Consider the following 23,682-nt stretch of genomic DNA (forward strand, 5'->3'; position numbering starts at 1 on the left):
CCGCCCTCGCACCGCCTGACACATGGACGCCACATCCGACGTTTCCACTGGAACGGGACACGACGAGGGGGCGTACCGACGGCTCCTCGAGGGGACGGCCGCTCACGCGACGTTCATGCTCGACGCCGACGGCGACGTTTCGATGTGGCCGGCGGTGGCCCGCAGCCTCTACGGTCACGACCCCGACGCGATGGTCGGCCGGGGACTGGAGCGGCTCTTCGCCGACGATCGGGGGACGCCGCCACCGCTCGACGACCTGTTGGCCGAGGCGGCGACCGCCCCGATCGAAATCGAGGGTTGGCACGTCCGGGACGACGGATCGGTGTTCTGGGCGACCTGTACCGTCTCGCCGCTCGGGACCGACGGCGCCGACGGTTACGCCGTCGTCAGCCACGACACGACCGCCAGCAAGCAACGCGAGCGGATGCTCGAACGCCAGAACGACCGGCTCAAGGAGTTCACGGACATCCTCTCTCACGACCTCCGCACCCCGCTGTCGGTCGTCGACGGCCGTCTCGAACTGTTCCGGGAGACCGGCGACCCGGAACACCTCGCGGCCATCGAGGCGACGACCGACCGGATGGAGGACCTCGTCGACGACCTCCTCCGCGTGGCCCGACAGGGCGACGTGGTCGAACGGCCGGAGACGACCGATATCGGGCGTGTCCTGGATATCGCCAAGGAGGGCGCGCTGTCGGGCGATGCGACCTGTACCTACGACCCGGTCCCGGCGGTGATGGCCGATCCGGACCGGCTGGTCCAGCTGTTCGAGAACCTTCTGCGGAACAGCGTGGAACATGGTTCCACGAGCAGTCGGCGCGAAAGCGCCGACGACACCGTCGAACACGGTTCGACGGGCAATCGGACGGAGTCCGGCGACAGCGAGGGATCGGAGATCCCTCGGGAAGCCGGCAAAGCCGGCGCCCCCCCGGTACACGTCGCCGTCGGCCCGCTCGAAAACGGGTTCTACGTCGAGGACGACGGCTCGGGCATCCCGACGGCGGACCGCGACCGGGTGTTCGAACACGGCTACACCACCCACGAGGACGGGACGGGATACGGCCTCTCGGTCGTGCGTTCGATCGTCGGCGCTCACGGATGGGACATCACGGTGACCGACGCGGCGGGTGGCGGCGCCCGGTTCGAGATCACGGCCGTCGACTTCACCGGCGAGCCGTAGCCGTCGGCCACGACGCGCCGACTCCCGGCCGTCGGGCGTATCGAGGGGGAGCACCGGACGACGTTGACACTCGGGAGCCGTGCGAGTCGCTCGACGGGAGTAGTGGATCACCGGCCGCCGGCGCGAGTGCGAACCCGACCACGGGGTGGCCGGGTCGGCACGCAGTAGAACGGTGGTTGGGACACAGAACTCTGCGTGCCAAGAGGGACCTTCGAACTCTCCCGATATATCTCTTTTGTGATCAAATGCGTCACATCGCGGTCCAGTTCCTCGATCCGTGGAACGGCTGTTTACGAGCGATGCCGACACTGTAACCGATCGAATCACAACAAAAACGTCATCTGAGAGATCGGGTTACGAACGGCGAACGACGGCGTTACCTTTCGAGTCCGTCACTCCGCTAGTGACAACATCTATCCGGCCCGACGGAGAATCGGGTAGCGAATCACAGGGTCATCCCGTGAGGTTGGGACACATGACCACGACAAACGACTTGGAACGGGCGGTCGACGTACTCCAGCAACTCGGGCTCAAGGAGTACGAAGCACGGTGTTTCGTCGGCCTCTCACGGGTCCGTGCGGGGACGGCGAAGCAGTTGAGCGAGATGACCGAGGTACCCCGAACCCGAGTGTACGACGCGATCCGGGTGCTGGAGTCACAGGGACTCGTCGAGATCCAGCACTCCAGCCCACAGCAGTTCCGGGCGGTCCCGTTGGCCGAGGCGACCGAGACGCTCCGCGACCGGTAGGACCGCGTCGACCGCCTCCACACGGCCCTCGAGACGATCGAAGTCGTCGACGAGGACGACGGCAAGGCGATCCAGGAGGTGTGGGCGATGTCCGGACGGGAGGCTATCGAGAACCGGGCCGACGACCTCATCGCCGACGCCTCGGACGAGGTCGTCCTCGTCGTCGGCGACGAATCCCTTCTCACCGACGACCTCGTCGACACCCTCGACGGGGTCGACGACGACGTCGACGCCGTGGTCGGCGCGCTGACCGAACCGCTCCAGGAGCGGATCGCGACGGCCCTCCCCGACGCCACGACGTTTCTCTCCGGACTGGAGTGGCTTCGGCGGGCGGGAACCGACGAGACGGCGATCGGTCGCCTCCTCCTCGTCGACCGGGCGTCGATCCTGGTGAGTTCCATCGTCCCCGACTCCGGGGAGGAACAGGCCATCTTCGGCGAGGGGTTCGGCAACGGCCTCGTCGTGATCGCCCGCCGGCTCATGGCACAGGGGCTGGCGTCCATCGACGACCCACACGAGTGACGCACGCCGTGATCGCCCCCGCACCGCGCTTCGCTATCGCGACATAGGATTTATCCACCGTCCGGGCAGTCCCGAGCGGACCAAAGCATTAGGATCCGAGGCGTCGTTGCGTCGGTATGGGTCTACGGAAGCCACCCTTGCGGGAGACACACGCCTCGCGGGGTGCCTCGTTCACCGAATTCGGCGGCTGGGAGATGCCGGTGGAGTTCGACTCCATCAGTACCGAACACGCGGCCGTCCGGGAGTCCGCCGGACTGTTCGACGTCTCGCACATGGGCGAAATCGAGGTGTCCGGTCCCGACGCGACGGCGTTGCTGAACCGGTTGACCACCAACGACGTGACCGAACTCGATCCGGGTGACACCCAGTACGCCTGCATCACCGACGCGGACGGGATCATCCTCGACGACACGGTGGTGTTCCGGCTGCCCGACGACGCGGGTCCCCGGTACCTGTTCGTCCCGAACGCCGGGCACGACGAGGAGATGTACGAGCGGTGGGTCGATCACCGCGACGAGCGGGGCCTCGACGCGACGGTGCGAAACACGACCGAGGAGTGGGCGATGCTGGCGTTACAGGGGCCGGACGCGACGAACCTCGCCGCCGACGCGACGAACGGCGCGACCCGCGACGTCGACCGGTTCGAGGCCTCGTTTTTGGAGGTGGCGGGCGTCCGCTCGCTCGCGTCACGGACGGGCTACACCGGCGAGGATGGCTTCGAGTTCCTCTGTCCGTGGGACGAGGTGGAGACGGTGTGGTCGGCGTTCGACTGCCAGCCCTGCGGGCTCGGCGCGCGCGACACCCTCCGTCTGGAGATGGGCTTTCTCCTCTCGGGTCAGGACTTCGACCCCGAGGACGAGCCCCGGACGCCCTACGAGGCCGGCATCGCCTGGACCGTCGACCTCGATACGTCGTTCGTGGGGCGTGACGCGCTCGAACGCGTCGAGCGCGAGGGGATCGACGAGCGGTTCCGGGGCGTTCGGTTGCTGGAACGGGGCGTCCCGCGACACGGGTACGAGGTGGTCGACGCCGACGGCGACCACCTCGGCCACCTCACCAGCGGCACGATGAGTCCCACGCTCGGCGAACCCATCGGCCTCGGCTACCTCGCGGCCGACGAGGCACCCCCGGGAACCCGCGTTCGGGTCGTGGTCCGGGGCGAACCGAAGCAGGCAAAGGTGGTCAGCCCACCATTCATCGACAAATGAGCTTCGACGTACCCACCGACCGGCGGTATCTGGAATCGCACGAGTGGACGACGACGGACGGCGACACCGTCCGCATCGGCATCACCGACTTCGCACAGGACGAACTCGGCGACGTCGTGTTCGTCGAACTCCCCGACGTCGGCAGCGAGGTGACCGCCGAGGCGGAGTTCGGCGTCGTCGAGAGCATCAAGGCCGTCTCGGACCTCCTCTCGCCCGTGTCGGGGACGGTGACCGCCGTCAACGAGGACCTGTTCGACGCGCCGGAACTGCTCAACCAGGATCCCTACGGCGACGGCTGGATGCTGGAGGTCGAACCGAGCGACGAGAGCGAGTTCGACGACCTGTTGACCGCCGACGAGTACCGCGACAACGTCGAATAGCGCCGATCAGGCCTCGGCGCTGTCGATGCCGTCGATCCGGATCAGCTTGTAGTCACACTCGGTGCAGGTCCACTTCGTCTTCTCCCCCAGATGCATCGTCGTGCTCGCGGTCCGCCAGAACCGGTCGTTCGCACACTCGGGACAGTCGCGGGTCATCTCGAGGCTCATGTCCCCGACTCCGGGGCGTGCCGTGTTGAAGATACTGATTCCCGAAACGCCTCGATAAATCGCATGTCGCGATAGCGAACCAGTGCTCCAGGGGCGAAGAGTGGCAGTATTTCAACCGTCGACTCGGAACACGCGAGCGATGTATCTCGTGATCGTCGGAGCGGGCGACATCGGCATATTCCTACTTGAAATCGCAACCACCGGCGTCAACGAGGTGGCCGCCATCGAACGCGACGAGGGCCGGGCCGATCGGGCGGCGAGGCAGTACGACTGTCTGGTGATCAACGACGACGCGACGACCAAGGAGACGTTGCAGGTGCTGGTCGTCGGCGTGATGGTGCTCGGGAGCGCCGCCGGATCGACCGTCGGGGGCATCAAAATCGCCGTGGCTACACCATCGACCACGGCACCGTCAGGTAGTTCTCGCGGGTGTTCCTCCCGAGAAACGCCGTCGTGACCGCCCGCCTCGGCGGCCGAACGCTCGACCGGGCTGCCATGGAACGGGAGTTCGGCGAGGCTGCCATCGTCTCCCTCCTGTGGCTCATCGCCCTCGTGGGGAGTCTCGTCCTCGTCAACGTCGTCGGCCCCGAGTTCGGCTACGCCGACGCGCTGTTCGAAGTCGCCAGCGCCCAGGGCAACGTCGGCCTCTCCTCCGGCAGCACCGGCCCGACGATGTCCCCGGTCGCCGAGGCGATGTTCGTCCTCAACGTGTGGATCGGCCGCCTGGAGATCATCCCCGTCCTCGTGTTCGTCCGTGCCGGGCTGTACGGCCTGGATCCGTGACGGACGGGGGATCGCCGGCCCCGTCAGTCCTCCTCGGGACGCACTTCGCCCTCGGGGTGATCCTCCCCACGCACGTGATAGAGGTACGGACCGTGCGGACAGTCGTCGCAGCCCTCGCCACAGTAGAACCGCTTCACGACTTCGGTGTAGCCCCCTTGTCGGTCGCCCGAAGGATGTCGTCACCCGGCCCCGGCTCGACCGGCGACTCCCGCTCCTCGTGAAACTGGTGGCGTTTCCGGGCGTGGATGATCGTGTTTCGGAGTTCCGCGGGTGTGAACTCCGCGAGTTCCGCCGCGAGCGAGTCGGGGAGCCCCGCCGGCGGGGTCGGTGGGTTCGAAGCGTCGGTCATTGCGGGACTCCGCCACGGATTCACATAACGTCACGGCCGCGACGGGTCGCCCCGCTCGGTACCGCCTCACTCCGTCCAGAACGCGCCGGTGAACATCACGAACACCGGGATGATCTCCAGCCGGCCGATCCACATCAGGAAGACCATCAGCAGTTTGCTGGTCGAGGGGAAGTCGACGTAGCTCCCGAACGGGCCGAGGAAGCCGAATCCCGGGCCGATGTTGCCGATGGTCGCCAGGCTCGCGCTGATCGCTTCGAGCGTCGTGATCTCTAGGCCGACACGCCCCGCGTCGAGCAGGATGAGGATCGTCGCCACGCCGAAGGTGAGGAGATACAGCAGCGTGAACCCGTAGATGGCCCGGATCACCTCCTCGTCGATGACGTGGCCGCCGAGCCGAACCGGTTTGACCGCGTCGGGGTGGGCCGTCGTGAACAGCTGTCGGCGGATCCCCTTGATGACCACCAGCCAGCGGACGACCTTGACGCCGCCGCCGGTGGAGCCGGCCGACCCGCCGACGAACATCGCGAACAGGAGGAGCCCCTGTGCGGTCGTCCCCCACTGTGCGAAGTCGCTCGTCGCGTACCCCGTCGAGTTCAGGAGCGAGGCGATTTGGAACGTCGCCTGCCGGAGCGAGTTCTCGACGGCCCCCTGCGTGACGCCCCCGAGTTCCAAGGTTGGCGCCGACCCCGTGAAAAGCAGGCCCCACAGGACGACGATCAGGCCGGCGTTCGCCCCCAGATAGGCCTGTAGCTCGCGGTCGCGGAGGAACTCGGCGTAGTCGTCCTGGACGAGCAGGTAAAACAGCGCGAAGTTCATCCCCGCGATTAGCATGAAGGGGATGACGGCCCACTGGACGGCCGGCGAGAACGCGGCGATGCTGTCGGCCTGCGGGGAGAACCCGCCCGTCGGCAGCGTCGTGAACCCGTGTGCGACGGCGTTGTAGGCGTCCATGTTCGGCGCCAGCCCCGCGTAGTGGAGGCCGAGCAGGATGAGGACGTACAGAACGGTGAAGGCCAGATAGAACAGCCAGAGGAGCCGGGCGGTCTCGGCGATCTTCGGCGTCAACTTCTGGAGTTCCGGTCCCGGGGCCTCCGAATCGATCAGTTGCGCGCCGTTGACCGCCGCCTCGGGGAGGATGGCGACCATCAACACGATGATGCCCATCCCCCCGAGCCACTGGGTGAGCTGGCGCCACATCAGCAGCGCTCGGGAGTGTTGGTCGAAGGATATCTCCTCGGTGACGGTCGCCCCGGTCGTGGTGAAACCGGACATCGACTCGAACAGCGCGTTGATCGGGTGTCGGAGCGCGGATTCGGTGCCGTAGCCCGCGACGACGTACGGGATCGCGCCGATGATCGCGACGGCGCCCCACGCCAGGGCGACGAGGAGGAACGCCTCCCGGGCGTCGAGTTGCGGGTCGTCGGCGAACCGCTCCAGCGCGAGGCCCACGGCGACCGAGATGCCGATGGACAGCAGGAAGGCGACGGTGTCCTCCCCGTAGACGAGGCTGAGTGCCAGCGGCACGAGCATCGCGACGGAGAGATACTTGATGACGGTCCCGGTGAGCGCGACGCTCTGTCGCCAGTCCACTCGAATCGACATCACGCACTCCAGTCCATTATCCTACGGTCTCCGTTCGTGCCCGGAAAAATTTCCCGTTCTCGTCGGGACGCCGACGCTACAGGTTCGACCCGCTCTCGCCGCCCTCGATGGGCAGGGCGACGCCGTTGATGTAGCCCGCGCGGGGCGAGGAGAGGAAGGCGACGGTGTCGCCGAGTTCGATGGGGTCGCCGATGCGTTCGAGGGGGTTACCCTCGGCCCAGTCGGCCAGCCCCTCCTCGTAGCTGTCGTAGTCACCGCGCTCGATGGCCTGTTCGATCAACTCCTCGATGCGGCTGGTCTCGTGGGGACCTGGCAACACCGCGTTCGCCCGGACGTCCGGCGCGAGTTCCTGCGAGAGGGTCTTCTCCAGCCCCACGACGGACATCCGCACCGAGTTCGAGAGCACCAGCGAGTCGATGGCCTCCTTCACCGACCGCGAGGTGATGCAGGTGATCGTCCCCTGTTCGGACTCCCCGAGGTACGGGGCGGCCTCGCGGACGGTCCGGACGACGCTCATCACGAGCAGGTCGTAGGCCTCGTACCAATCCTGATCCGTCGTCTCCAGGAAGGGGCCGGAGGGCGGCCCGCCCGCGGAGGTGACCAGCGAGTCGATGCCCCCGAACGCCTCGACGGTTCGCTCGACCAGGCGCTCGATATCCGCCCGCTCGGTCAGGTCGCCCTGGACGCCGATCACCTCGCCGTCGCCGACGTCCTGCAGTTCGTCGACGGTCGCGGCCAGTCGGTCCTCGTCCCGGCCGTTGACGACGACGTTCGCCCCCTCCCGGGCCAGCGCCCGTGCGGACGCCTTGCCGAGGCCGCTGCTCGATGCGGTGACCAGTGCGCTCGTGCCGTCGAGTTCGAGGTCCATGTCCGTCCCCTCCGTCCGGGAACGTATAAATCCGGTCGGAGGCGGTAAGCCGCGCGGACGGGTGTCCGCGCCCCGGCCCGGACGCCCGTCAATCGGTCCGGGACGTCCAGAGGCCCTCGCCCTTGGCGTGGTCGGCGGCCACGTCCTCGTCGAGTTCGACGCCCAATCCCGGCCTCTCGGGGACGGCGATCCGTCCGTCCCGAATGAGGGGATCCGACCGGACGAGCAGGTCGTCCCACCAGTCCACCTCCAGCGCGTGGTACTCGAGATAGTCGAAGTTGGGGACGGAGGCTCCCAGGTGAACGCAGGCCATCGTCCCCACCGGGCTACAGACGTTGTGCGGCGAGAAGGTGATGTAGTTCTCCTCGGCCCGGTTGGCGATGGCCCGGGACTCCGCGAGGCCGCCACAGGTCGTCGGGTCGGGCGTCACCACGTCGACGGCGAAGTCGTAGAGCAGGTCGGAGAACTCGTGGACGCGAAAGCGGTTCTCGCCGGTCGCCAGCGGCGTCGACGTCGACCGGGCCACCTCGCGCTGGGCGTCGACGTTCTCGGGCGGTACGACGTCCTCCAGCCACAGCAGCTCGTACGGCTCCAGCGCCCGGGCCAGGCGCTTCGCGGTGTCGAGGGAGTAGTCCCAGTGACAGTCGAAGGCGACTTCCGCGTCGTCGCCGACGGCCTCCACGACTGCCTCGACGATGGCCTCCTTTTCGGCCACGTCCGCCGCCGACAGCCGCCCGTTGAACGGATCGGGATCGTTGTCGGCGGGCGTGTCGAGGTCGAACTTGATCGCGTCGAAGCCCAACTCGACCGCCTGGGTCGCCGTCTCCGCGTACGCCGCGGGTTCGTAGGCCGCCTCGTCGCCGTAGTCGGTGTACCCCGTGTCGACGGCGTAGGCCTCCCCCGCGTGGCAGTCACAGTAGAGCCGCACTTCGTCGCGGTACTTCCCGCCGAGCAACTGGTAGGTGGGGACGTCGAGGAGCTTGCCCGCGAGGTCCCAGAGGGCGATTTCGACCCCCGAGGCCGCCGTCACCACCTTCCCGGTCGTCCCGCCGTGGCCCGACGTCTCCTGGACCAGCCGCCGGAAGAGTCGTTCGACGTCGAGGGGGTTCTCGCCGACGAGGAAGTCGGTCATGTACCCCATGATGTCCGTCACCCGGCCGCCGCGGTAGGACTCGCCGAGGCCGGTGACGCCGGCGTCGGTGTGGATCCGCACCAGGTTCCAGTCGAAGTTGCCCTCGATCACGGCCGTCTCGACGTCGGTGATCCGGACGTCGCGGGCGTCGGCCCGCCGGCTCGGCCCCGCACCGTAATCGCGCATTCAAGACCGCCTCCCGTCGCGGCGGCCGTCCGCCGTTCGCTCCACGTCGGTCGACTGTGTCGATACGTCGGCACGCCTGTCGCGTCGCTCGGCCATGGCCGGCGTTTCGACGGCCGGTACTAAATGTCTATGTGGACCGACCGCACGCCGGGGGGTTTACGGACCGCTCGCCCCGAGGGTTTCCATGCGCTTTCCCGACGGCGACGTCGTCGACGCCGCGCTCTCGGACCCGGCGCTCCCGCGGTTCGCGCGGGTCCGCTACGACCCCGAGACGCCGACGCTCGACGACGTGCGTGGCCGGACTCGCACCGAACTCGACGCCCTTCCACTCGAGGACCTGCCGACCGGCGCGACGGTCGCCGTCGGTCTCGGGAGTCGCGGCATCCACGACGTCGTCCCCATCGCCCGGACCGTCGTCGACGAACTCCGGGCGCGGGGGTTCGACCCCGTGGTCGTGCCGGCGATGGGGAGCCACGGCGGGGCGACCGCCGAGGGCCAACGCGAGGCGCTCGCCGGCATCGGCCTCACCGAGGACGCCCTCGGCTGTCCGATCGACGCCCGGATGGAGACGACGACCCTCGGCGAGTCCGCCGTCGGCGCCCCCGTCCCCTTCTCGACGGCCGCACTGGCGGCCGACGGCGTCGTCGTCGTCAATCGCGTGAAGGCCCACACGAACTTCACGGGGCGGTTCGAGAGCGGCCTGACGAAGATGGCGACCATCGGCCTCGGCAAGCGGGCCGGGGCGAAGGCCGCCCACGAACACGCGCTCGACGAGGGGTACGTCCCCGTCATCGAGGCGGCGTACGCGGTGGTCCGCGAATCGACGCCGCTGCTGGGCGGGATCGCCGTCGTCGAGAACTTCCACGACCGCACCGCGGCCGTGGAGGGCGTCCCCGCCGCCGACCTGCCCGACGCCGAGGAACCCCTGAAGGCCGCCGCCGACGAGTACATGCCCACGCTGCCGTACGACGACCTCGACGTCCTCGTCGTCGACCGCATCGGCAAGGACGTCTCGGGGGCGGGGATGGACACCAACGTGATCGGGCGGTACCGCGTGTTGAACGCCGACGACCCCGCGTCGCCGTCGATCGACCGGATCGTCGTCCGGGGGCTCACCGAGGCCACCCACGGCAACGGCAACGGCATCGGCCTCGCGGACCTGACCACCCGGGCGGCCGTCGAGGACCTCGACCTCGATCAGGTGTACACCAACGCGCTCACCAGCAACTCGCTTCGCAAGGCGACGGTTCCGGTCGTCCTCCCCGACGACCAACGCGCAATCGTCGCGGCGCTCTCGACCATCGGCACCTACGATCCGGAGACGGTCCGGATGGCGTGGATCCGCGATACGGGCCACCTCTCGGCGTTCCGCGTTTCCGAGGCGCTGGCCCGCGAGCCCCCCGACGCCGTCGAGGTGGACTCGTGGCTCTCGCTCTCCTTCGTCGACGGGGAACCGTCCTTCGAACCCGTCGACCGGGATTAACGCACCACGTCCGCCTCGACGCGTCCGACCCCGTCGATTTCGGCCCGGACGTGATCGCCCGGTTCGACGACCGCCGCGCCGGGCGTCCCCGTCGAGATCACGTCGCCGGGCTCCAACGTCATCACCTCGGAGTGGAAGGCGACGAGTTCGCGCGGCGAGAAGTGCATGTTCCCGACGACGTTGCGGGCCGCCACCTCGTCGTTCACGACCGTCCGCACCTCGACGTCGGCGAGGTCACGTCCCGGCTCCGGGACTGCGACGTGCGGCCCGAGGACGAGGAAGGTGTCGAAGCTCTTCGCCCGCGTCAGGAACCGCGGGTTGCGCTGGAGGACGTCCTCCGCAGTCACGTCGACGACGGGGACGTAGCCCGCGATGACCGCCGCGGCCTCGTCGACGGCGACGTTCCGGCAGGTCCGGCCGACGACGACGGCGAGTTCCGCCTCGGCCGTGACGCGGTCGGAGACGTCCGCCGGCGGCAGCCGGATCGGCCCCCCTGGCCCCGTCGCGGCCGTCGCCGGCTTGAAGAAGCTGGCCGGCTCGTCGGGCGGCTCCTCCGAGAGATCGGCGGCGTGGTCGGCGTAGTTGAGGCCGATGCCGAACAGCTTGCCGGGGTCGGCGAGCGCCGGACCGAGGGTCAGCCCGTCGCGGCCGACCCGCCCGGCCGACGCCTCGTCGGGGTCGACGAGGCCGCCGGACGCCGCGGGCAACACGTCACGGACGCTCGACGCGTCGGGGTAGGCCGCCGCGAGCGGGACGAACCCCGCGTCGTCGCCGAGCAGGGGCCGCCCGTCCGCCGTGCGGGCGAGGTATCGCATCACGCCCACCCCCGCGGGCGGGCCGTCGGTACGCCGTGGTCGTCGGTCGTGGGTGTCACGCCCGGAGTGGCGCGGCCGGCGCTAATCAACGTTGGGCCCGTTCGTCCGCCGCCGTGGCGGGTCGCTCCCGACGCTCCGCCCGCCGAGCGTCAGAACGGCGCGAGCAGGTACCCCGCGCCCGCGAGGCCGAGGACTGTCGCCACGGCGCCCCCGACGAGTCGCCGCCGTGCGGTGCCCTCGATGGACGCCTCCAGCGCCGCCTCGGCCCGGTCCGAGACGACGAAGGGCCCCTCCCGCGGCGTCGTCACGGTCGGCCCGTTCCCGTCGGACTCGACCCGTCCGAGGACGTACACCGACTCGCCGACGTCGACGGTTCCCTCGGTGTATCGTCGGTGGCCGTGTTCCGTGCCGACGTCGACGACGTTCGTCACGGATCCGGTGTCCTCGTAGAGGCCGTGATCCGCGTGGAGGCGCCGGATGCCGGGCGGCGGATCGGCGTCCGGCGGCAGTTCCGTCTCCACCGCGAACGACGCGAACTCGGCGAGGGCGTCGTCGATCCGGACGCCCTCGGTGGCGGTGACGCCCGTCGTCCGCGTCCACTTGCCGGCCGTCTCCCGCTTCGAGATCGGTTCGCACGCGACCGAGCCGGTGTCGTCGTCGACGCGGAACGGGGCCGACTCGATGCCGCGAGCGACCTCCCGCCAGCGCCCCCGGTCGCCGCGTTCGTCCCACTCCTCGACCGTCCAGGCGGCGACGACGGCCTCCCGCCCCGAGACCGGCGCGGTGATCGGGTCGTCGACGGGGGTCGCCGTCCCCTCGACTTCGACGCGGCCGTCGGCCGGGAGCGACCCGATCGGCGTCGGTTCGAGGGCGGCCATCCGGGCGTGGACGCGGCGACGCTTCCACCCCGTGTACACGCTCGCCGCGCCGAGCGCGACGAGGACGACCGGCACGGTCAGCAGATCCGACACCATGCGACCCGATCGACCCGGAGCCCACATAAACGGTTTCGCCGACGGGCCGAGCGGGAGCGAAGCGTAAAGGCCCGGCCGGCCCTACCGCCCGACGATGACCGACAGCGCCGGGATCGAACTCACGGTTCGGGCCGCCGAGAAGCGCGACGCGGGCCGCGGCATCGCACGCCTCCCGGAGGCGGCCCGGAAGCGACTCGGCGTCCTGAGCGGCGACGCCGTCCTGCTCGAAGGCGACCGGACGACGGTGGCGAAACTCTGGCCGGCGCGGGCCGGCGTCCCCGACGACGCCGTCCTGATCGACGCCGGGACGCGGGCGAACGCCGGGGTGGCCGTCGGCGATGCCGTCCGCGTGCGGACGGCCGCCGTCACGGACGCCGAGTCGGTCACCCTTGCGGTGCCGACGGGTGTCGACGCCGACCGCGACGCGGTCCGGCGGGAACTCCGACGGGAACTCGACGGCCGCCCGCTGCGGGCCGGCGACCGGATTCGGGTCGAGAGTCTCGACCCCGGCGCGTTCGTGGTACGGGAGACGGCCCCCGCGGGCGCCGTCCGGATGGTCGAGGCGACCGACCTCCGCCTGCGCGGCGGGCCCGCCGACGCGGCGGCCACGCGACCGAAGGATGCCCGCGACGATCCGGTCTCGCGCGACGGGCCGACCGACGGGGCGGACGGCGACGCCGGCGCCGGCCGCCGCCCGACCACCGGGATCACCTACGAGGACATCGGCGGCCTCGACGACGAACTCGACCTCGTGCGGGAGATGATCGAACTCCCGCTGTCGGAGCCGGAGCTGTTCGCCCGGCTCGGCGTCGACCCACCCAAGGGCGTCCTGCTCTACGGGCCGCCGGGCACGGGTAAGACGCTGATCGCCCGCGCGGTCGCCAACGAGGTGGACGCCACTTTCGTCTCCGTCTCGGGGCCCGAAATCGTCTCGAAGTACAAGGGTGACAGCGAGGAACGACTGCGGCAGGTGTTCGAGGACGCGCGCGAGAACGCCCCGTCGATCGTCTTCTTCGACGAGATCGACTCGGTCGCGCCGGAACGCGAGGAGGGCGGCGGGATGGAGGATCGGATCGTCGGCCAGCTCCTCTCCCTGATGGACGGCTTGGAGGCGCGGGGCGAGGTGATCGTCATCGGCGCGACCAACCGGGTCGACGACCTCGACCCGGCGCTCCGGCGGGGCGGGCGCTTCGACCGCGAGATCGAGATCGGCGTCCCGGACGAGACGGGGCGCCGCGAGATCCTCGACGTCCACACCCGCCGGATGCCGACGGCCGACGGCGTCGACCTCGACCGACTCGCCGCCCGGACCCACGGCTTCGTCGGCGCCGACCTCCAGTCGCTGGTGACGGAGGCGGCCATGTCGGCGCTCCGCCGTGCCCGCCGCGAGGGGACCGCCACCGACGACATCTCGGTCGCCCGCGAGGACTTCGAGGCGGCGATGGCGGCCGTCGACCCCAGCGCCATGCGCGAGTACGTCTCCGAGGCGCCGACCGAGGGCTTCGAGTCCGTCGGCGGCCTCGAGGAGGCGAAAGCCACCCTCGAACGGGCGGTGACGTGGCCGCTCACCTACGATCCGCTGTTCGAGGCGGCCGACGCCGACCCGCCCGCCGGCGTCCTGCTCTACGGACCGCCGGGGACGGGCAAGACGCTCCTCGCCCGCGCCGTCGCCGCCGAGAGCGGCGTCAACTTCGTCCACGTCCGGGGACCGGAACTCCTGGATCGCTACGTCGGCGAGAGCGAGAAGGCCGTCCGCGAGGTGTTCGACCGCGCCCGCGGCGCCGCCCCCGCCATCGTCTTCTTCGACGAGATCGACGCCGTGGCGACCGACCGGAATCGGGGGGACAGCGAGGTGACCGAGCGCGTCGTCTCCCAACTCCTCACCGAGTTCGACGCCGTCGCCGACAACCCCAACCTGATCGTCCTCGCGGCGACGAACCGAAAGGACGCGCTGGATCCGGCGCTCCTCCGGGCCGGCCGCCTGGAGTCCCACGTCGAGGTGCCCGGTCCCGACGAGGCCGCCCGCCGGGCCATCCTCGCGGTCCACACGCGCCGGAAGCCGCTGGCCGACGGCGTCGACCTCGACGACCTCGCGGCCCGGACCGCGGGCTACTCCGGGGCCGACCTCGCCGCGGTCTGCCGGGAGGCGGCCATGCGTGCCGTGCGCTCGGTGGCCGACGCCTACCCCGCCGCCGAGGCCAACGACCACGCCGACGAGGTGTCTCTGACCGCCGCCGACTTCGAGGCGGCGCTAGAGGCCGTCTCGCCGTCGCTCCCCGTGGATCTCTAGTCCCAGAACGACTGCGTCCGGGCGTACTGGCGCTCCTGTTCGAGGATGTCGCGATAGAAGTCGTCCTCGTCCTCGCGGAGTTTGGCGATGATCCGGGCGGCGTTGTGCGGGCCGACCCCGCGGGCGGCCATGGCGATCACCGCCCGCTTGCCGTGGCTCTGGACTAAGTTCGCCGAGCGGTAGGCGCGTTCGGTCATCCCCTCCTGCTCGTCGTCCTTCTCCTTTGCCCGCACCGCCGTGACCACGTCGTCGTCCCACGGATTCAGGGCGGCGATCCGGGTCGACTCGCACTCCGGACACCGGGGCTGGTCCGGCACCCGCCGCACCTTCGTCTTCCGCGTCCACTCCGTGCAGTGGAGGCAGGCGAGGATCACCCGGTCGTTCCGGATGCGCTCTTTCAGCGTCTCGACGACGCTCGCGTCGGCGTTCTCGGGGACGAGCAGTTCCCGGCCGCTGGACCGGCCGCCCGTGCCGATGGGCGTGTGTTCGCGGGCGGTCGTCACCTCGATGTCGCCCGTCTGGACTCCCTCTAGAACGGCCGCTGCCTCGTCGACGGCGAGGTCGGTGTGGAACACCTCCCGGACCGCCTCGTCGTACACCGGCGTATCCTCCAGGGCCGCGAGCAGGCGGTCGGCGCCGAACCGACCCTGCCCCTGATACCGCTTGAGCGCGCCGAACTTCGCGGCCACCTGCGCCAGCGTGAACTTCAGCGTCCCCGAGTTCTTCAGGGCGAGTTCCAGAAGGCCCTCCACGTGGTCCGGATCCGTCGTCTCCAGGACCTCCACCACGTCGGACGGCCCGGTGCGCCCGGGCACCTCCAGTTCGATCCGGTAGGGGTCGACCTCCATCCCCACCGACGAGCCGGTCTTCTGACCGATCAGCGCCGAACACAGCCGGCCGAGCGTCTCGTTCACCTCGTGGCCGAAGGGGGCGTTGAGGACGACCCCTCGGCCCTGCCCCTCGACGACGAGGCGGTCGGCCGTGGGCGTCGGGGCGCCCGCCTCCACCTGTCGCTCCACGGGGTCGAGCGCCTCGCGGACGGTGTACTCGTCGCCCGGATACCGCGGGAGGAACTCGCGGGCGACGGCCCGCCGGTCGGCGCCGCGTTCGAACTGCGTCGTCGCCACGTCGCGCATCTCGCCCACCTCGCCCGCGACGGCCGCCGGCACCGGAATCTCCTGGCCCGTCCAGGACGGCACCTCGCCGCCGGGGTCCTCGATGGGCGTCACCTCGACGCGTGCCTCCTCCTCGTCCACCTCGGTGATCCGCCACATCTCGCCGCGCTGGATGAAGGTCTCGCCCGGCCCGGCGAAGTTGAGGACGAACCGCTCGTCGAGGGTCCCGACCGTCTTCCGGGCGGAGAGGTCGTACACCTCGTAGGTCTCCTCGTCGGGGATCATCGACAGGTTGGCGTAGAAGTACCGCCACGTTCCCCCCGATTTCTCCAGGCGGTCGGCGTCCTCGTCGAGCCACAGGAGGCGGTTCGAGGACAGTTCGCGCACTACCGCCCGGAACGCCGCCTCCGACAGCGAGCGGAACGGATACGCCCGCGTCAGCGTCTCGTAGGCCTCGCGGGCGCCGACCTCGCCGTGGTCCATCACGAGGCCGACGGTCTGGTTGGCGACCACGTCGAGGCTCCCGTGGTGGATGGTCGCGGGCTCCACCTCGCCCGCGACCGCCCGGCGGGCGATGGCCAGCGCCTCCAGCGTGTCGTCGGGGTGGCTCGTGACGACCGTTCCCTCCGAGACGGCGTCCCGGCGGTGCCCCGCGCGGCCGACCCGCTGGAGGAGGCGAGCCACCTCCCGGGGGCTCCCGTACTGGATCACGTGATCGACCCGTCCCACGTCGATGCCGAGTTCCATCGACGACGTGCAGACGAGGCCGTCGACCTCGCCCCGTTTGAACGCGTCCTCCACCTCGATCCGGGCCTCCTTCGAGAGCGATCCGTGGTGGACGCCGATGGGCTCCTCCAGGCGCTTGAACCGCGAACCGAGCGCCTCCGCGGTCTGGCGCGTGTTGACGAATATCAGCGTCGACTCGTGGGCCGCGACGACGTCGCGGATCGTCCGCACGTGGCTGGCGATTTCGACGTCGGTCGCCAGCTTCCCCGCCAGGGCCTCGTCCTCGTCGGTCACCTCCGGTTCGCGCACCCGGAACTCGACGTTCGTTCCCGCCTCGACTTCGACGACCGCACAGTCGCGGTCGCCGGTCAGGAACCGGCCGACCTCCGCGGGCGACCCGACGGTCGCCGAGAGGCCGATGCGCTGGAACGGCCCGGCCAGGTCGCGGAGGCGTTCGAGGCCCACCGTCAACTGCGCGCCCCGCTTCGACGACGCGAGTTCGTGCACCTCGTCGACGACGACGTGTTCGACATCGGACAGGGCCGTTCGAAGTTTCTCGCCCGTCAGGGTCGCCTGCAGCGTCTCGGGGGTCGTCACCAGCACGTCCGGGGGGTCGTCGGCCTGCTTGCCCCGCCGGTACTGCGTGGTGTCGCCGTGGCGGACGTCCACCTCGACGTCGAGGTACTCGCCCCACCAGTCCAGCCGCTCGCGCATGTCGCGGTTGAGCGCGCGCAGCGGCGTGATGTAGAGCGCCGAGATCCCGAACCGGTCCTCGGCGCGGTGGATCGAGTCGAACACCGGCAGCATCGCCGTCTCGGTCTTCCCCGTCCCCGTCGGCGCGAGGACGAGCGCGTTCTCGCCGGCCGCCAGCGGCGGGATCGCCCGCCGCTGTGGCTCCGTCGGCGTCGCGAAGCCGCGCTCGGAGAGCGCCGACCGCACCCGATCGCCGAGGTGGGTGAAGGCGTCCATCCGCGACGACTCCGTATCTGCCATCGACCGCGGTAGTCGCGCGAGCCGATTAAGCTCACCGTTCGCCCACGGCCGCCGTCCCGGCTCAGATCCGCCGATACGCGCCCAGTCGCGTCCCGTCGAGTAGGTACGCCTCGGCCGCGTCGTCCAGGGCTGCGGGCAGGAACGGCGCGAGAAAGGACTGGCCCTCGACGTTGATCCACGTCCCGCCCGAGCGGTCGTTGAACGCGGGGAAGACGACGAGCTCCGGCGGCGGATCGGGCCAGGAAAGCGCCGCCGGGTCGACGCCCAACTCGTCGGCGAACGGGTCGGCCCGCAGGGGGCCCCGGAGCCACGTCTTCTCCGTCCGGCCGCCCCCCACCTCGTCTTCGAGGCGGACCTGCGGGTGCTCGTGGCCCATACAGAGCGTCCGGGCGCCGAGGATCGACCGATCCGGCCAGGTGTGACCGTGGACGAACCCCACGTCGCCGCGGCGGTGGCCGCCGGCGTCGGCTACCGTCAGCCGGTCGCCGTAGGCCTCGGCGACGCCGCCGTCGTGGTTGCCGGGGACGAGCGTCAGCGGCAGCCCCCGATCGTCCAGCGCGTCGAGGAGGGCCACCACCTCGTCGCGCTCGTCGACGCCCGGGTCGCCGATCCGGTGGATCAGGTCCCCGAGGACGATCACCCGATCCGGCTCGACCCGCTCGACTAGGGCGAGCAGGCGCGTCCGGCGGCCGTCGGCGTCGCTCCGGAGTTCGACGCCCCGCTCGTAGCGGAGGCCGGTCTCGATGCCAGCGTGATAGTCCGCGACGACCAGCGCGCGCTCGTCGCCGCAGTCCGCGACCGCCGCCGGCTCGCCCGGAACCGGTTCGACCGCCGCCATCAGATCGCCTTCAGGCTGTCCTCGCTCGGCTCGTAGCACTTCCCGCTCATCAGCGCGTCCTCGATGGCGTCGGCGACGGCGCCGGGGTCGGCGCCGTACTCGTCGACGACCGCCGCCACGACCGCGTCCCGGGCCGCCCCGTCGCCGTCGTCGAGCTCGTCCATCGCCTCGACGGCCACAGCCTCCAGGTCGACGTCCGCGGCGCCGGTCGCCCCGTCACCGCCCTCGTCGGTCGTCGCGGCCGATCCGGCGTCGGCGTCCCCCCCGTCGTCGGCTGCCGTTCCGCCCTCGGTCCCGGTCGCGTCCGCCTCGGCGTCGAGGTCCTCGGGCCCGGGAACGTCGATGCCGGCCTCGCCCGGCTCGTCGACCTCGGCCCCGCTCTCGAAGCCGACGTCGAAGGACTCCTCGACCTCGCGGCGCTCCTCCTCGTCGAGTTCGTAGAGGTCGTCGGCGGACTCGTCGGGGTCCCCGACGCCGCCGTCGAAGTCGCCGGGGTCGTCCGCCGTCTCGCCGGCGTCGTCGAAGTCGCCGAGGTCGTCCGCCGTCCCGCCGGCGTCGTCGAAGTCGCCGAGGTCGTCCGCCGTCTCGCCGGCGTCGTCGAAGTCGCCGAGGTCGTCCGCCGTCCCCGACGACTCGGCGGCCGACGGCTCAGGTTCGGCGTCCCCGGGTTCGGTCGCCGTCTCGGGGCCCGTCCCCGTCGCGGCGTCGGCCCCCGTCTCGGCCGCGGCGGTCTCCGCCGACCCGGCCTCGCCGTCGTCGGTCGACGGTGCGGCGATTCCCTCGTCGGCGGACGCGTCGTCGGCGACGCCCGCCCCGTCGCCCGCGTCGGCGGTCGTCGTGGGGTCGATCGACCCCGCGTCGCCCGTCACCGTCGCGGGGAGCGGCCCGAGCGACGACGTGCCGGCGTCGCCAGGCGCGCGGTCGAGCGAGCGGACGGCGTCGCGGTCGCCGGCGACGACCTCCAGGGCGTCGAGGGCCACCCCCCGAAGCGCGTCGAGGTACGCCGTCGTCGTCCCGTAGTGATCGAGGGCGACCTCGATGCCCGCGGCCGTCGACGCGTCGTACCCCCGGTCTTCGAGGATCGACCGCAGCGCCTCGCCCTCGACGTCGAGCGTCTTGGCCTCGGCCATCGCGGCGATGCGACGGAGCGTGGCCTCGGCGGCCGACACCGTCCACCGGTCGCGCGTCTCGGCGTCGACCTCGGCGACGCTCTCGGGGCGGACCGAACTGTAGACCCGGTCGCCGTCCTCGGGTTCGAACGTGCGGGCCTTCCCCGTGAGCGCGACGAAGGCGGGCGGGTCCGCCCGCTCGAAGAAGGCGGCGGCGTTGGGCTGGTACTGGCCGGCGTAGGAGACGAACGCCCCCGTCGGGTCTACGATCCGGGCGCGGAGGACGTCCTCGTTGACCGACTCCACTTCGGTCAGGACGCCGACCGCGAACAGGCGGTTCACCCGCGCGCCCGTCGGCGTGACGACGTACTTCGGGGCGCGCTCCTCGTCGCTCTCGGCGTAGGAGACGGTGGCGTCGTCGAACTCCGCGGCGAACAGGCGGTGGGCTACCTCGCGCCGCCCCGGTCCCGCGTCGTCGCCGTCGTCGGCGGAACTCATCGCGCCACCCCCGCGAGCAGTTCGCTCGCGCGGTCGGCCGGGTCGTCCGCGCACTCGACGAACGTCTCGGCGTCGAGGTTGGCGCCGTACTCGTCGACCGAGAGCGACCCCCGAACGCGGTACTCGCGGCCGACGATCCGGTCGCGGATGGCGTCGGCCACCACCTCCTTGTCCATGGCGTCGCGTGCTTCGGCCTTCGCCTCCTCGATCCCGCCGCCGTACACGTCGGCGGTCAGGTCGGTGTCGAGGACGACCGTTACCGTCCCGGTGCCGTCGTCGAGGATGGCCTTCACCCGCAGGTCGTCCTCGCCCTCGACCTCGCCGTGGGCGCGACACTGGCCGTTCTGGACGACCCGTCCGCAGTCCGGACACCGTTCGATCAGCCCGGAGCCCTCCCGGACCTCGATCACGTTGCCGACGAGCTCCACGTCGAACAGCCCGCCGGACTCGACGGCCTCGCCGACCCCCAGTCGGGGGGCCGAGTCGGGCGCCGATATCTCGCGGTCGAGCCGCTCGACCGTCGAGAACTCCGTGACGTTCACCTGGGGGACGCCCCGGTACTCGCGGACGTACACGTCCGAGAGCCGGAGGGACGCCCCTTCCTCGAGTTCGGCGTGGGGATCCCAGTCGGTCACCGGCAGACGGGCGCTCTCGTCGGCGACGACCCCCGAGAGGATCTCCGTCTCGCCGTCCCGGCCGTCGATGGTCCGGCTCTCCACCTCGACGACAGTCACCTCGACGGTCCGGCCGCGGTCGCCGGGTTCGAGGTCGATCAGGTCGCGGTCGCCACCCACCTCGTAGGGCGTCTCGACGGGGTCCGAGGCGGCCGCGACGGTGGTGTTCGTCCCGAGGTTGAGTTCGGGTTTCCCCTCCCACTCGCGGACGTTCGCGTTGCCGACGGTGATCGAGTCCCCGGGCTCGAAGTCGACCGGCTCCCAGGCCGTGTAGGCGATGCGGTCGCTCCCGTCGGCGAACTCGCCCTCCCGGATGACCTGGTCCTCGCCCTGATAGCGGATCGAGCGCATCCCCTTGGTCAGGACGCGGACGGTCACCGTGACGGAGCCGTCCTCCGGGTCGACGTCGGCGAGCGATTTTGCCGTCGGCGTCGCCGAGGAGCCCCCGTCGCCGCCGTGCTTCCGGCGGACGCTCCCCTTCGCTTCCTCGATGGGCACGTTGTAGTCGAGCAGGCTCTGCAGGTCCTCTTTGACCTCCGCTTTGTCTGCGCCGAGGTCGGAGGCGAGTTCCTCGGCATGATCGTCGAGTTGCATCGGGTGGTGGGTTGGTCGCGCGGTCATAAAAACCTCGTCCGCCCCGACCCGGCCGCTCGCCGATACCGGCGCCGCTCGCGGTGAGTCACGGCCGCCACCGAAAGCGGTTTGCGCCGTCGCGCGAACGGTTCGGCATGGAAGTCGTCGTCAACGCGGCGACCAGCGTCGACGGGAAGCTCTCGACCCGCGAGCGCCGCCAGGTCCGCATCTCCGGCGAGGCGGACTTCGACCGCGTGGACCGCCTCCGGGCGGCCGCCGACGCCGTCCTCGTCGGCGTCGGGACCGTCCTCGCGGACGACCCACACCTCGGCGTGAAATCGGAGGACCGCCGGGTCGAACGCCTCCGGAACGGGCGCCCGGCCAACCCGGCGCGAGTGGTCGCCGACTCCCGCGCCCGGACCCCGACCGACGCGACGGTGTTGGACGACGACGCCGCCACCTACCTGCTCGTCTCCGAGGCGGCGCCCGACGACCGACTCGACACTCTCCGCGACGCGGGAGCCGACGTGACGGCCATCCGCGCGGGCGAGGAGCGGGTCGACCTCCCTGTGGCCCTCGCGGCCCTCGACGATGCGGGCGTCGACCGGCTGCTCGCCGAGGGCGGCGGGGAACTCGTCTTCTCGCTGTTCGAGGCGGGCCTCGTCGACGAACTCAGCGTGTTCGTCGGCTCGCTCGTCGTCGGCGGCCGCGACGCCCCAACCCTCGCCGACGGCGAGGGGTTCGTCGAGGCGTTCCCCGCCCTCGACCTCGTCGACGTCGACCGGGTCGGCGACGGGGTCGTCCTCCGGTATCGCGTCGACGGACGGCCCTGACGGTCGTGCGTGACGACGCCAGAACGACTCAACCGTTAAGGGGTTCGCACGGCTACGGGGGGTATGAGCAAGTCGACCGCGGAGCAGTCCGAACCGATCCACGTCGAGGACGACGACCACCTGAACGAACTCGTTTCGGAACACGCCGTCGTCCTCGTGGACTACTACGCCGACTGGTGTGGTCCCTGCAAGATGCTGGAGCCGACGGTCGAGGAAATCGCCGCCGAGACGGACGCGGTCGTGCTGAAAGTCGACATCGACGAACTCCAGGAACTCGCCCAGGATCGGGGCATCCGGAGCGTCCCCACCCTCGAGTTCTACGCGAACGGCGAGCAGGCCGAGCGACTGATCGGCGTCCAGGACAAGGCGGATCTGATCGACGTCATCGACGACCTTTCCTGAGGCTGCCCCTCGATCGGGCGTTCGCCGCCGCCCTCCGGCCGGTTCGTCGGGCGACGGCGCCCGCGCCCCGAATCCCGGGCCGAGAGTATATACCCCCGGAGTATCTACCTCGCCGTATGATTTCACTCGACGAGGCCGTCACCGCCCGCCTCGAATCCCACGGCGAGCGCTTCGAGGTACTGATCGACCCCGACGCGGCGCTGGCCATCAAGCGCGGCGAGTTCGATGGCGACCTGGAGGACGTCATCGCGGCCGAGGACGTCTTCGAGAACGCCTCGCGGGGCGATCGGCCCGCCGAGAACGACCTCGAAGAGGTGTTCGGGACGACCGATCCCCTGGAGATCATCCCGGAGGTCGTCACGCGCGGCGAGATCCAGATCACCGCCGAACAGCGCCGCGAGATGCAAGAGCAAAAGCGCAAGCAGTTGATCAACCGGATCGCGCGCAACGCGGTCAACCCACAGATGGACGACGCCCCGCACCCGCCCGAACGGATCGAGCGGGCGTTGGAGGAGGCGGGCTTCCAGGTCGATCCCATGGAGCGCGTCGAGACCCAGGTCGACGAGGCGCTCGACGCCCTCCGACCCGTGATTCCGATCCGCTTTGCCGAGGTGACCGTGGCGGTCCAGGTGCCCGCCGACAAGGCGGGCAGCGCCCAGGCGAAGATCCGCGAGTTCGCCGACCTGGACAGCGAGGAGTGGCAGGCCGACGGCTCCTGGATCGGCGTGCTCACCTTCCCGGCCGGGATGCAAAACGAGTTCTACGACCTGGTGAACGAGGTCACGAGCGGCGAGGCGGAGACCCGGATCGTCAAGGACGAGGACGACCTCAACGTCCGGTAAGGCCGCGGGCAGTATCGACGCGCCGCCGGCCGGCTATCCCCGCCGGAAGCCGAGGAGGAACCCGCCGGTAAAGCCCACCGACACCGAGAGCGTCGAGAGGATGGTCGACACCCAGCCCGGCGGGCCGGCGGTCGCCCCCTCGCCCGTTCGCAGCAGGCCGGCCGACAGCGCCTCCCAGTCGACGGTCAGTATCTCCCGGGATTCGAGGAACTTGAACAGCGCGAGTTCGAGGCCGACGATCAGTGCGATGATCTTGGCGAGTTTCTTGGCCGCGAAGCCGATGATCCCCCCGATCACGGCCCCGCTCCCGAACTCGATCCCCAACTGCTGGGGGTCGATCCCGAGTTGCAACGCATACAGGAGCCCGTCCATACCCCCTCTGGACCGTGCG

Annotated in this window: 20 protein-coding genes and 3 pseudogenes; 11 read left to right on the forward strand and 12 right to left on the reverse strand. The window is 70.5% G+C overall.

The features are described from left to right. Window positions 1-22 precede the first annotated feature (22 nt). The 4 genes and pseudogenes from EI982_RS16300 (at window position 23) to gcvH (ending at window position 4,038) form a co-directional block, all read left to right on the forward strand. On the forward strand, window positions 23-1,180 hold the full coding sequence (locus EI982_RS16300) for a two-component system sensor histidine kinase NtrB (protein ID WP_157690692.1): 1,158 nt from the start codon (window positions 23-25) through the stop codon (window positions 1,178-1,180). 475 nt (window positions 1,181-1,655) lie between these two features. Further along, window positions 1,656-2,450, forward strand: a pseudogene (locus EI982_RS16305) (TrmB family transcriptional regulator). A 116-nt stretch (window positions 2,451-2,566) separates the two neighbouring features. After that, the gene (gene gcvT, locus EI982_RS16310) at window positions 2,567-3,658 is read left to right on the forward strand and encodes a glycine cleavage system aminomethyltransferase GcvT (protein WP_157690693.1); all 1,092 of its coding nucleotides are present in this window, start codon (window positions 2,567-2,569) and stop codon (window positions 3,656-3,658) included. Beyond that, a complete protein-coding gene (gcvH, locus tag EI982_RS16315) occupies window positions 3,655-4,038 on the forward strand; it encodes a glycine cleavage system protein GcvH (RefSeq protein WP_157690694.1) in 384 nt (127 codons plus the stop codon). Before gcvT ends, gcvH begins: the two co-directional genes overlap by 4 nt. Window positions 4,039-4,044: 6 nt before the next feature. On the opposite strand, the gene EI982_RS18540 is transcribed toward gcvH, so the two are convergent. Continuing rightward, complete coding sequence (locus EI982_RS18540; RefSeq protein ID WP_199243674.1) at window positions 4,045-4,206, reverse strand: DUF7838 family putative zinc beta-ribbon protein; 162 nt, start codon at window positions 4,204-4,206, stop codon at window positions 4,045-4,047. A gap of 139 nt (window positions 4,207-4,345) precedes the next feature. Here EI982_RS18540 and EI982_RS18545 point away from each other — a divergent pair. Beyond that, window positions 4,346-4,522: pseudogene (locus EI982_RS18545) on the forward strand (NAD-binding protein); the annotation flags it as partial. Then, a pseudogene (locus EI982_RS16320) lies at window positions 4,520-4,989 on the forward strand (potassium transporter TrkG); the annotation flags it as partial. The pseudogenes EI982_RS18545 and EI982_RS16320, both read left to right, overlap by 3 nt. A gap of 133 nt (window positions 4,990-5,122) precedes the next feature. Here EI982_RS16320 and EI982_RS16325 read toward each other — a convergent pair. The 4 genes from EI982_RS16325 to EI982_RS16340 form a co-directional block, all read right to left on the reverse strand. Then, a complete protein-coding gene (locus EI982_RS16325) occupies window positions 5,123-5,338 on the reverse strand; it encodes a hypothetical protein (protein WP_233255250.1) in 216 nt (71 codons plus the stop codon). 66 nt (window positions 5,339-5,404) lie between these two features. After that, window positions 5,405-6,940: a TrkH family potassium uptake protein gene (locus tag EI982_RS16330; protein ID WP_157690695.1), complete on the reverse strand. Its 1,536-nt coding sequence runs from the start codon at window positions 6,938-6,940 to the stop codon at window positions 5,405-5,407. A 76-nt stretch (window positions 6,941-7,016) separates the two neighbouring features. Beyond that, a complete protein-coding gene (locus EI982_RS16335; RefSeq protein WP_157690696.1) occupies window positions 7,017-7,808 on the reverse strand; it encodes an SDR family oxidoreductase in 792 nt (263 codons plus the stop codon). Between the two features lie 88 nt (window positions 7,809-7,896). Beyond that, window positions 7,897-9,126 (reverse strand): mandelate racemase/muconate lactonizing enzyme family protein, encoded by a 1,230-nt coding sequence (locus EI982_RS16340; protein WP_157690697.1) that lies wholly within the window; start codon window positions 9,124-9,126, stop codon window positions 7,897-7,899. Between the two features lie 184 nt (window positions 9,127-9,310). Here EI982_RS16340 and EI982_RS16345 point away from each other — a divergent pair, with 184 nt between their 5' ends. Continuing rightward, on the forward strand, window positions 9,311-10,609 hold the full coding sequence (locus EI982_RS16345; RefSeq protein WP_157690698.1) for a nickel pincer cofactor-dependent isomerase, group 22: 1,299 nt from the start codon (window positions 9,311-9,313) through the stop codon (window positions 10,607-10,609). On the opposite strand, the gene EI982_RS16350 is transcribed toward EI982_RS16345, so the two are convergent. Continuing rightward, on the reverse strand, window positions 10,606-11,424 hold the full coding sequence (locus EI982_RS16350) for a fumarylacetoacetate hydrolase family protein (RefSeq protein WP_157690699.1): 819 nt from the start codon (window positions 11,422-11,424) through the stop codon (window positions 10,606-10,608). The two genes, EI982_RS16345 and EI982_RS16350, sit on opposite strands and share 4 nt — an antisense overlap. A 149-nt stretch (window positions 11,425-11,573) precedes the next feature. Continuing rightward, a complete protein-coding gene (locus EI982_RS16355; RefSeq protein WP_157690700.1) occupies window positions 11,574-12,398 on the reverse strand; it encodes a GIDE domain-containing protein in 825 nt (274 codons plus the stop codon). A gap of 94 nt (window positions 12,399-12,492) precedes the next feature. Between EI982_RS16355 and EI982_RS16360 the strand changes: the two genes are divergently transcribed. Next, complete coding sequence (locus EI982_RS16360) at window positions 12,493-14,688, forward strand: AAA family ATPase (RefSeq protein ID WP_157690701.1); 2,196 nt, start codon at window positions 12,493-12,495, stop codon at window positions 14,686-14,688. Here EI982_RS16360 and EI982_RS16365 read toward each other — a convergent pair. The 4 genes from EI982_RS16365 to EI982_RS16380 all read right to left on the reverse strand — a co-directional run bounded on the left by EI982_RS16365 (window position 14,685) and on the right by EI982_RS16380 (window position 21,235). Continuing rightward, window positions 14,685-17,522, reverse strand: coding sequence for a DEAD/DEAH box helicase (locus EI982_RS16365; protein WP_157690702.1), 2,838 nt, complete (start codon window positions 17,520-17,522; stop codon window positions 14,685-14,687). The two genes, EI982_RS16360 and EI982_RS16365, sit on opposite strands and share 4 nt — an antisense overlap. Before the next feature lie 61 nt (window positions 17,523-17,583). Further along, complete coding sequence (locus EI982_RS16370) at window positions 17,584-18,360, reverse strand: metallophosphoesterase (RefSeq protein WP_157690703.1); 777 nt, start codon at window positions 18,358-18,360, stop codon at window positions 17,584-17,586. Further along, a complete protein-coding gene (locus EI982_RS16375) occupies window positions 18,360-19,967 on the reverse strand; it encodes a hypothetical protein (protein WP_157690704.1) in 1,608 nt (535 codons plus the stop codon). The genes EI982_RS16370 and EI982_RS16375 overlap by 1 nt, the downstream gene beginning before the upstream one ends. Beyond that, window positions 19,964-21,235, reverse strand: coding sequence for a Single-stranded DNA binding protein (locus tag EI982_RS16380; RefSeq protein ID WP_157690705.1), 1,272 nt, complete (start codon window positions 21,233-21,235; stop codon window positions 19,964-19,966). Before EI982_RS16380 ends, EI982_RS16375 begins: the two co-directional genes overlap by 4 nt. Window positions 21,236-21,369: 134 nt before the next feature. Between EI982_RS16380 and EI982_RS16385 the strand changes: the two genes are divergently transcribed. The 3 genes from EI982_RS16385 (at window position 21,370) to EI982_RS16395 (ending at window position 23,291) form a co-directional block, all read left to right on the forward strand. Continuing rightward, window positions 21,370-22,047, forward strand: coding sequence for a 2,5-diamino-6-(ribosylamino)-4(3H)-pyrimidinone 5'-phosphate reductase (locus EI982_RS16385; RefSeq protein WP_157690706.1), 678 nt, complete (start codon window positions 21,370-21,372; stop codon window positions 22,045-22,047). Window positions 22,048-22,110: 63 nt separating this feature from the next. Next, window positions 22,111-22,449 (forward strand): thioredoxin, encoded by a 339-nt coding sequence (gene trxA, locus EI982_RS16390; RefSeq protein ID WP_157690707.1) that lies wholly within the window; start codon window positions 22,111-22,113, stop codon window positions 22,447-22,449. 116 nt (window positions 22,450-22,565) lie between these two features. Continuing rightward, window positions 22,566-23,291 (forward strand): ribosome assembly factor SBDS, encoded by a 726-nt coding sequence (locus EI982_RS16395; RefSeq protein WP_157690708.1) that lies wholly within the window; start codon window positions 22,566-22,568, stop codon window positions 23,289-23,291. 33 nt (window positions 23,292-23,324) lie between these two features. Here the strand turns inward: EI982_RS16395 and EI982_RS16400 are convergent, their stop codons facing one another. Continuing rightward, window positions 23,325-23,651, reverse strand: a complete 327-nt coding sequence (locus EI982_RS16400; RefSeq protein ID WP_157691262.1) for an FUN14 domain-containing protein — start codon at window positions 23,649-23,651, stop codon at window positions 23,325-23,327. Window positions 23,652-23,682 lie beyond the last annotated feature (31 nt).

Origin of the sequence: Haloplanus salinarum (assembly GCF_009762275.1) — an archaeon.
GTDB classification, from domain to species: Archaea; Halobacteriota; Halobacteria; order Halobacteriales; family Haloferacaceae; genus Haloplanus; species Haloplanus salinarum.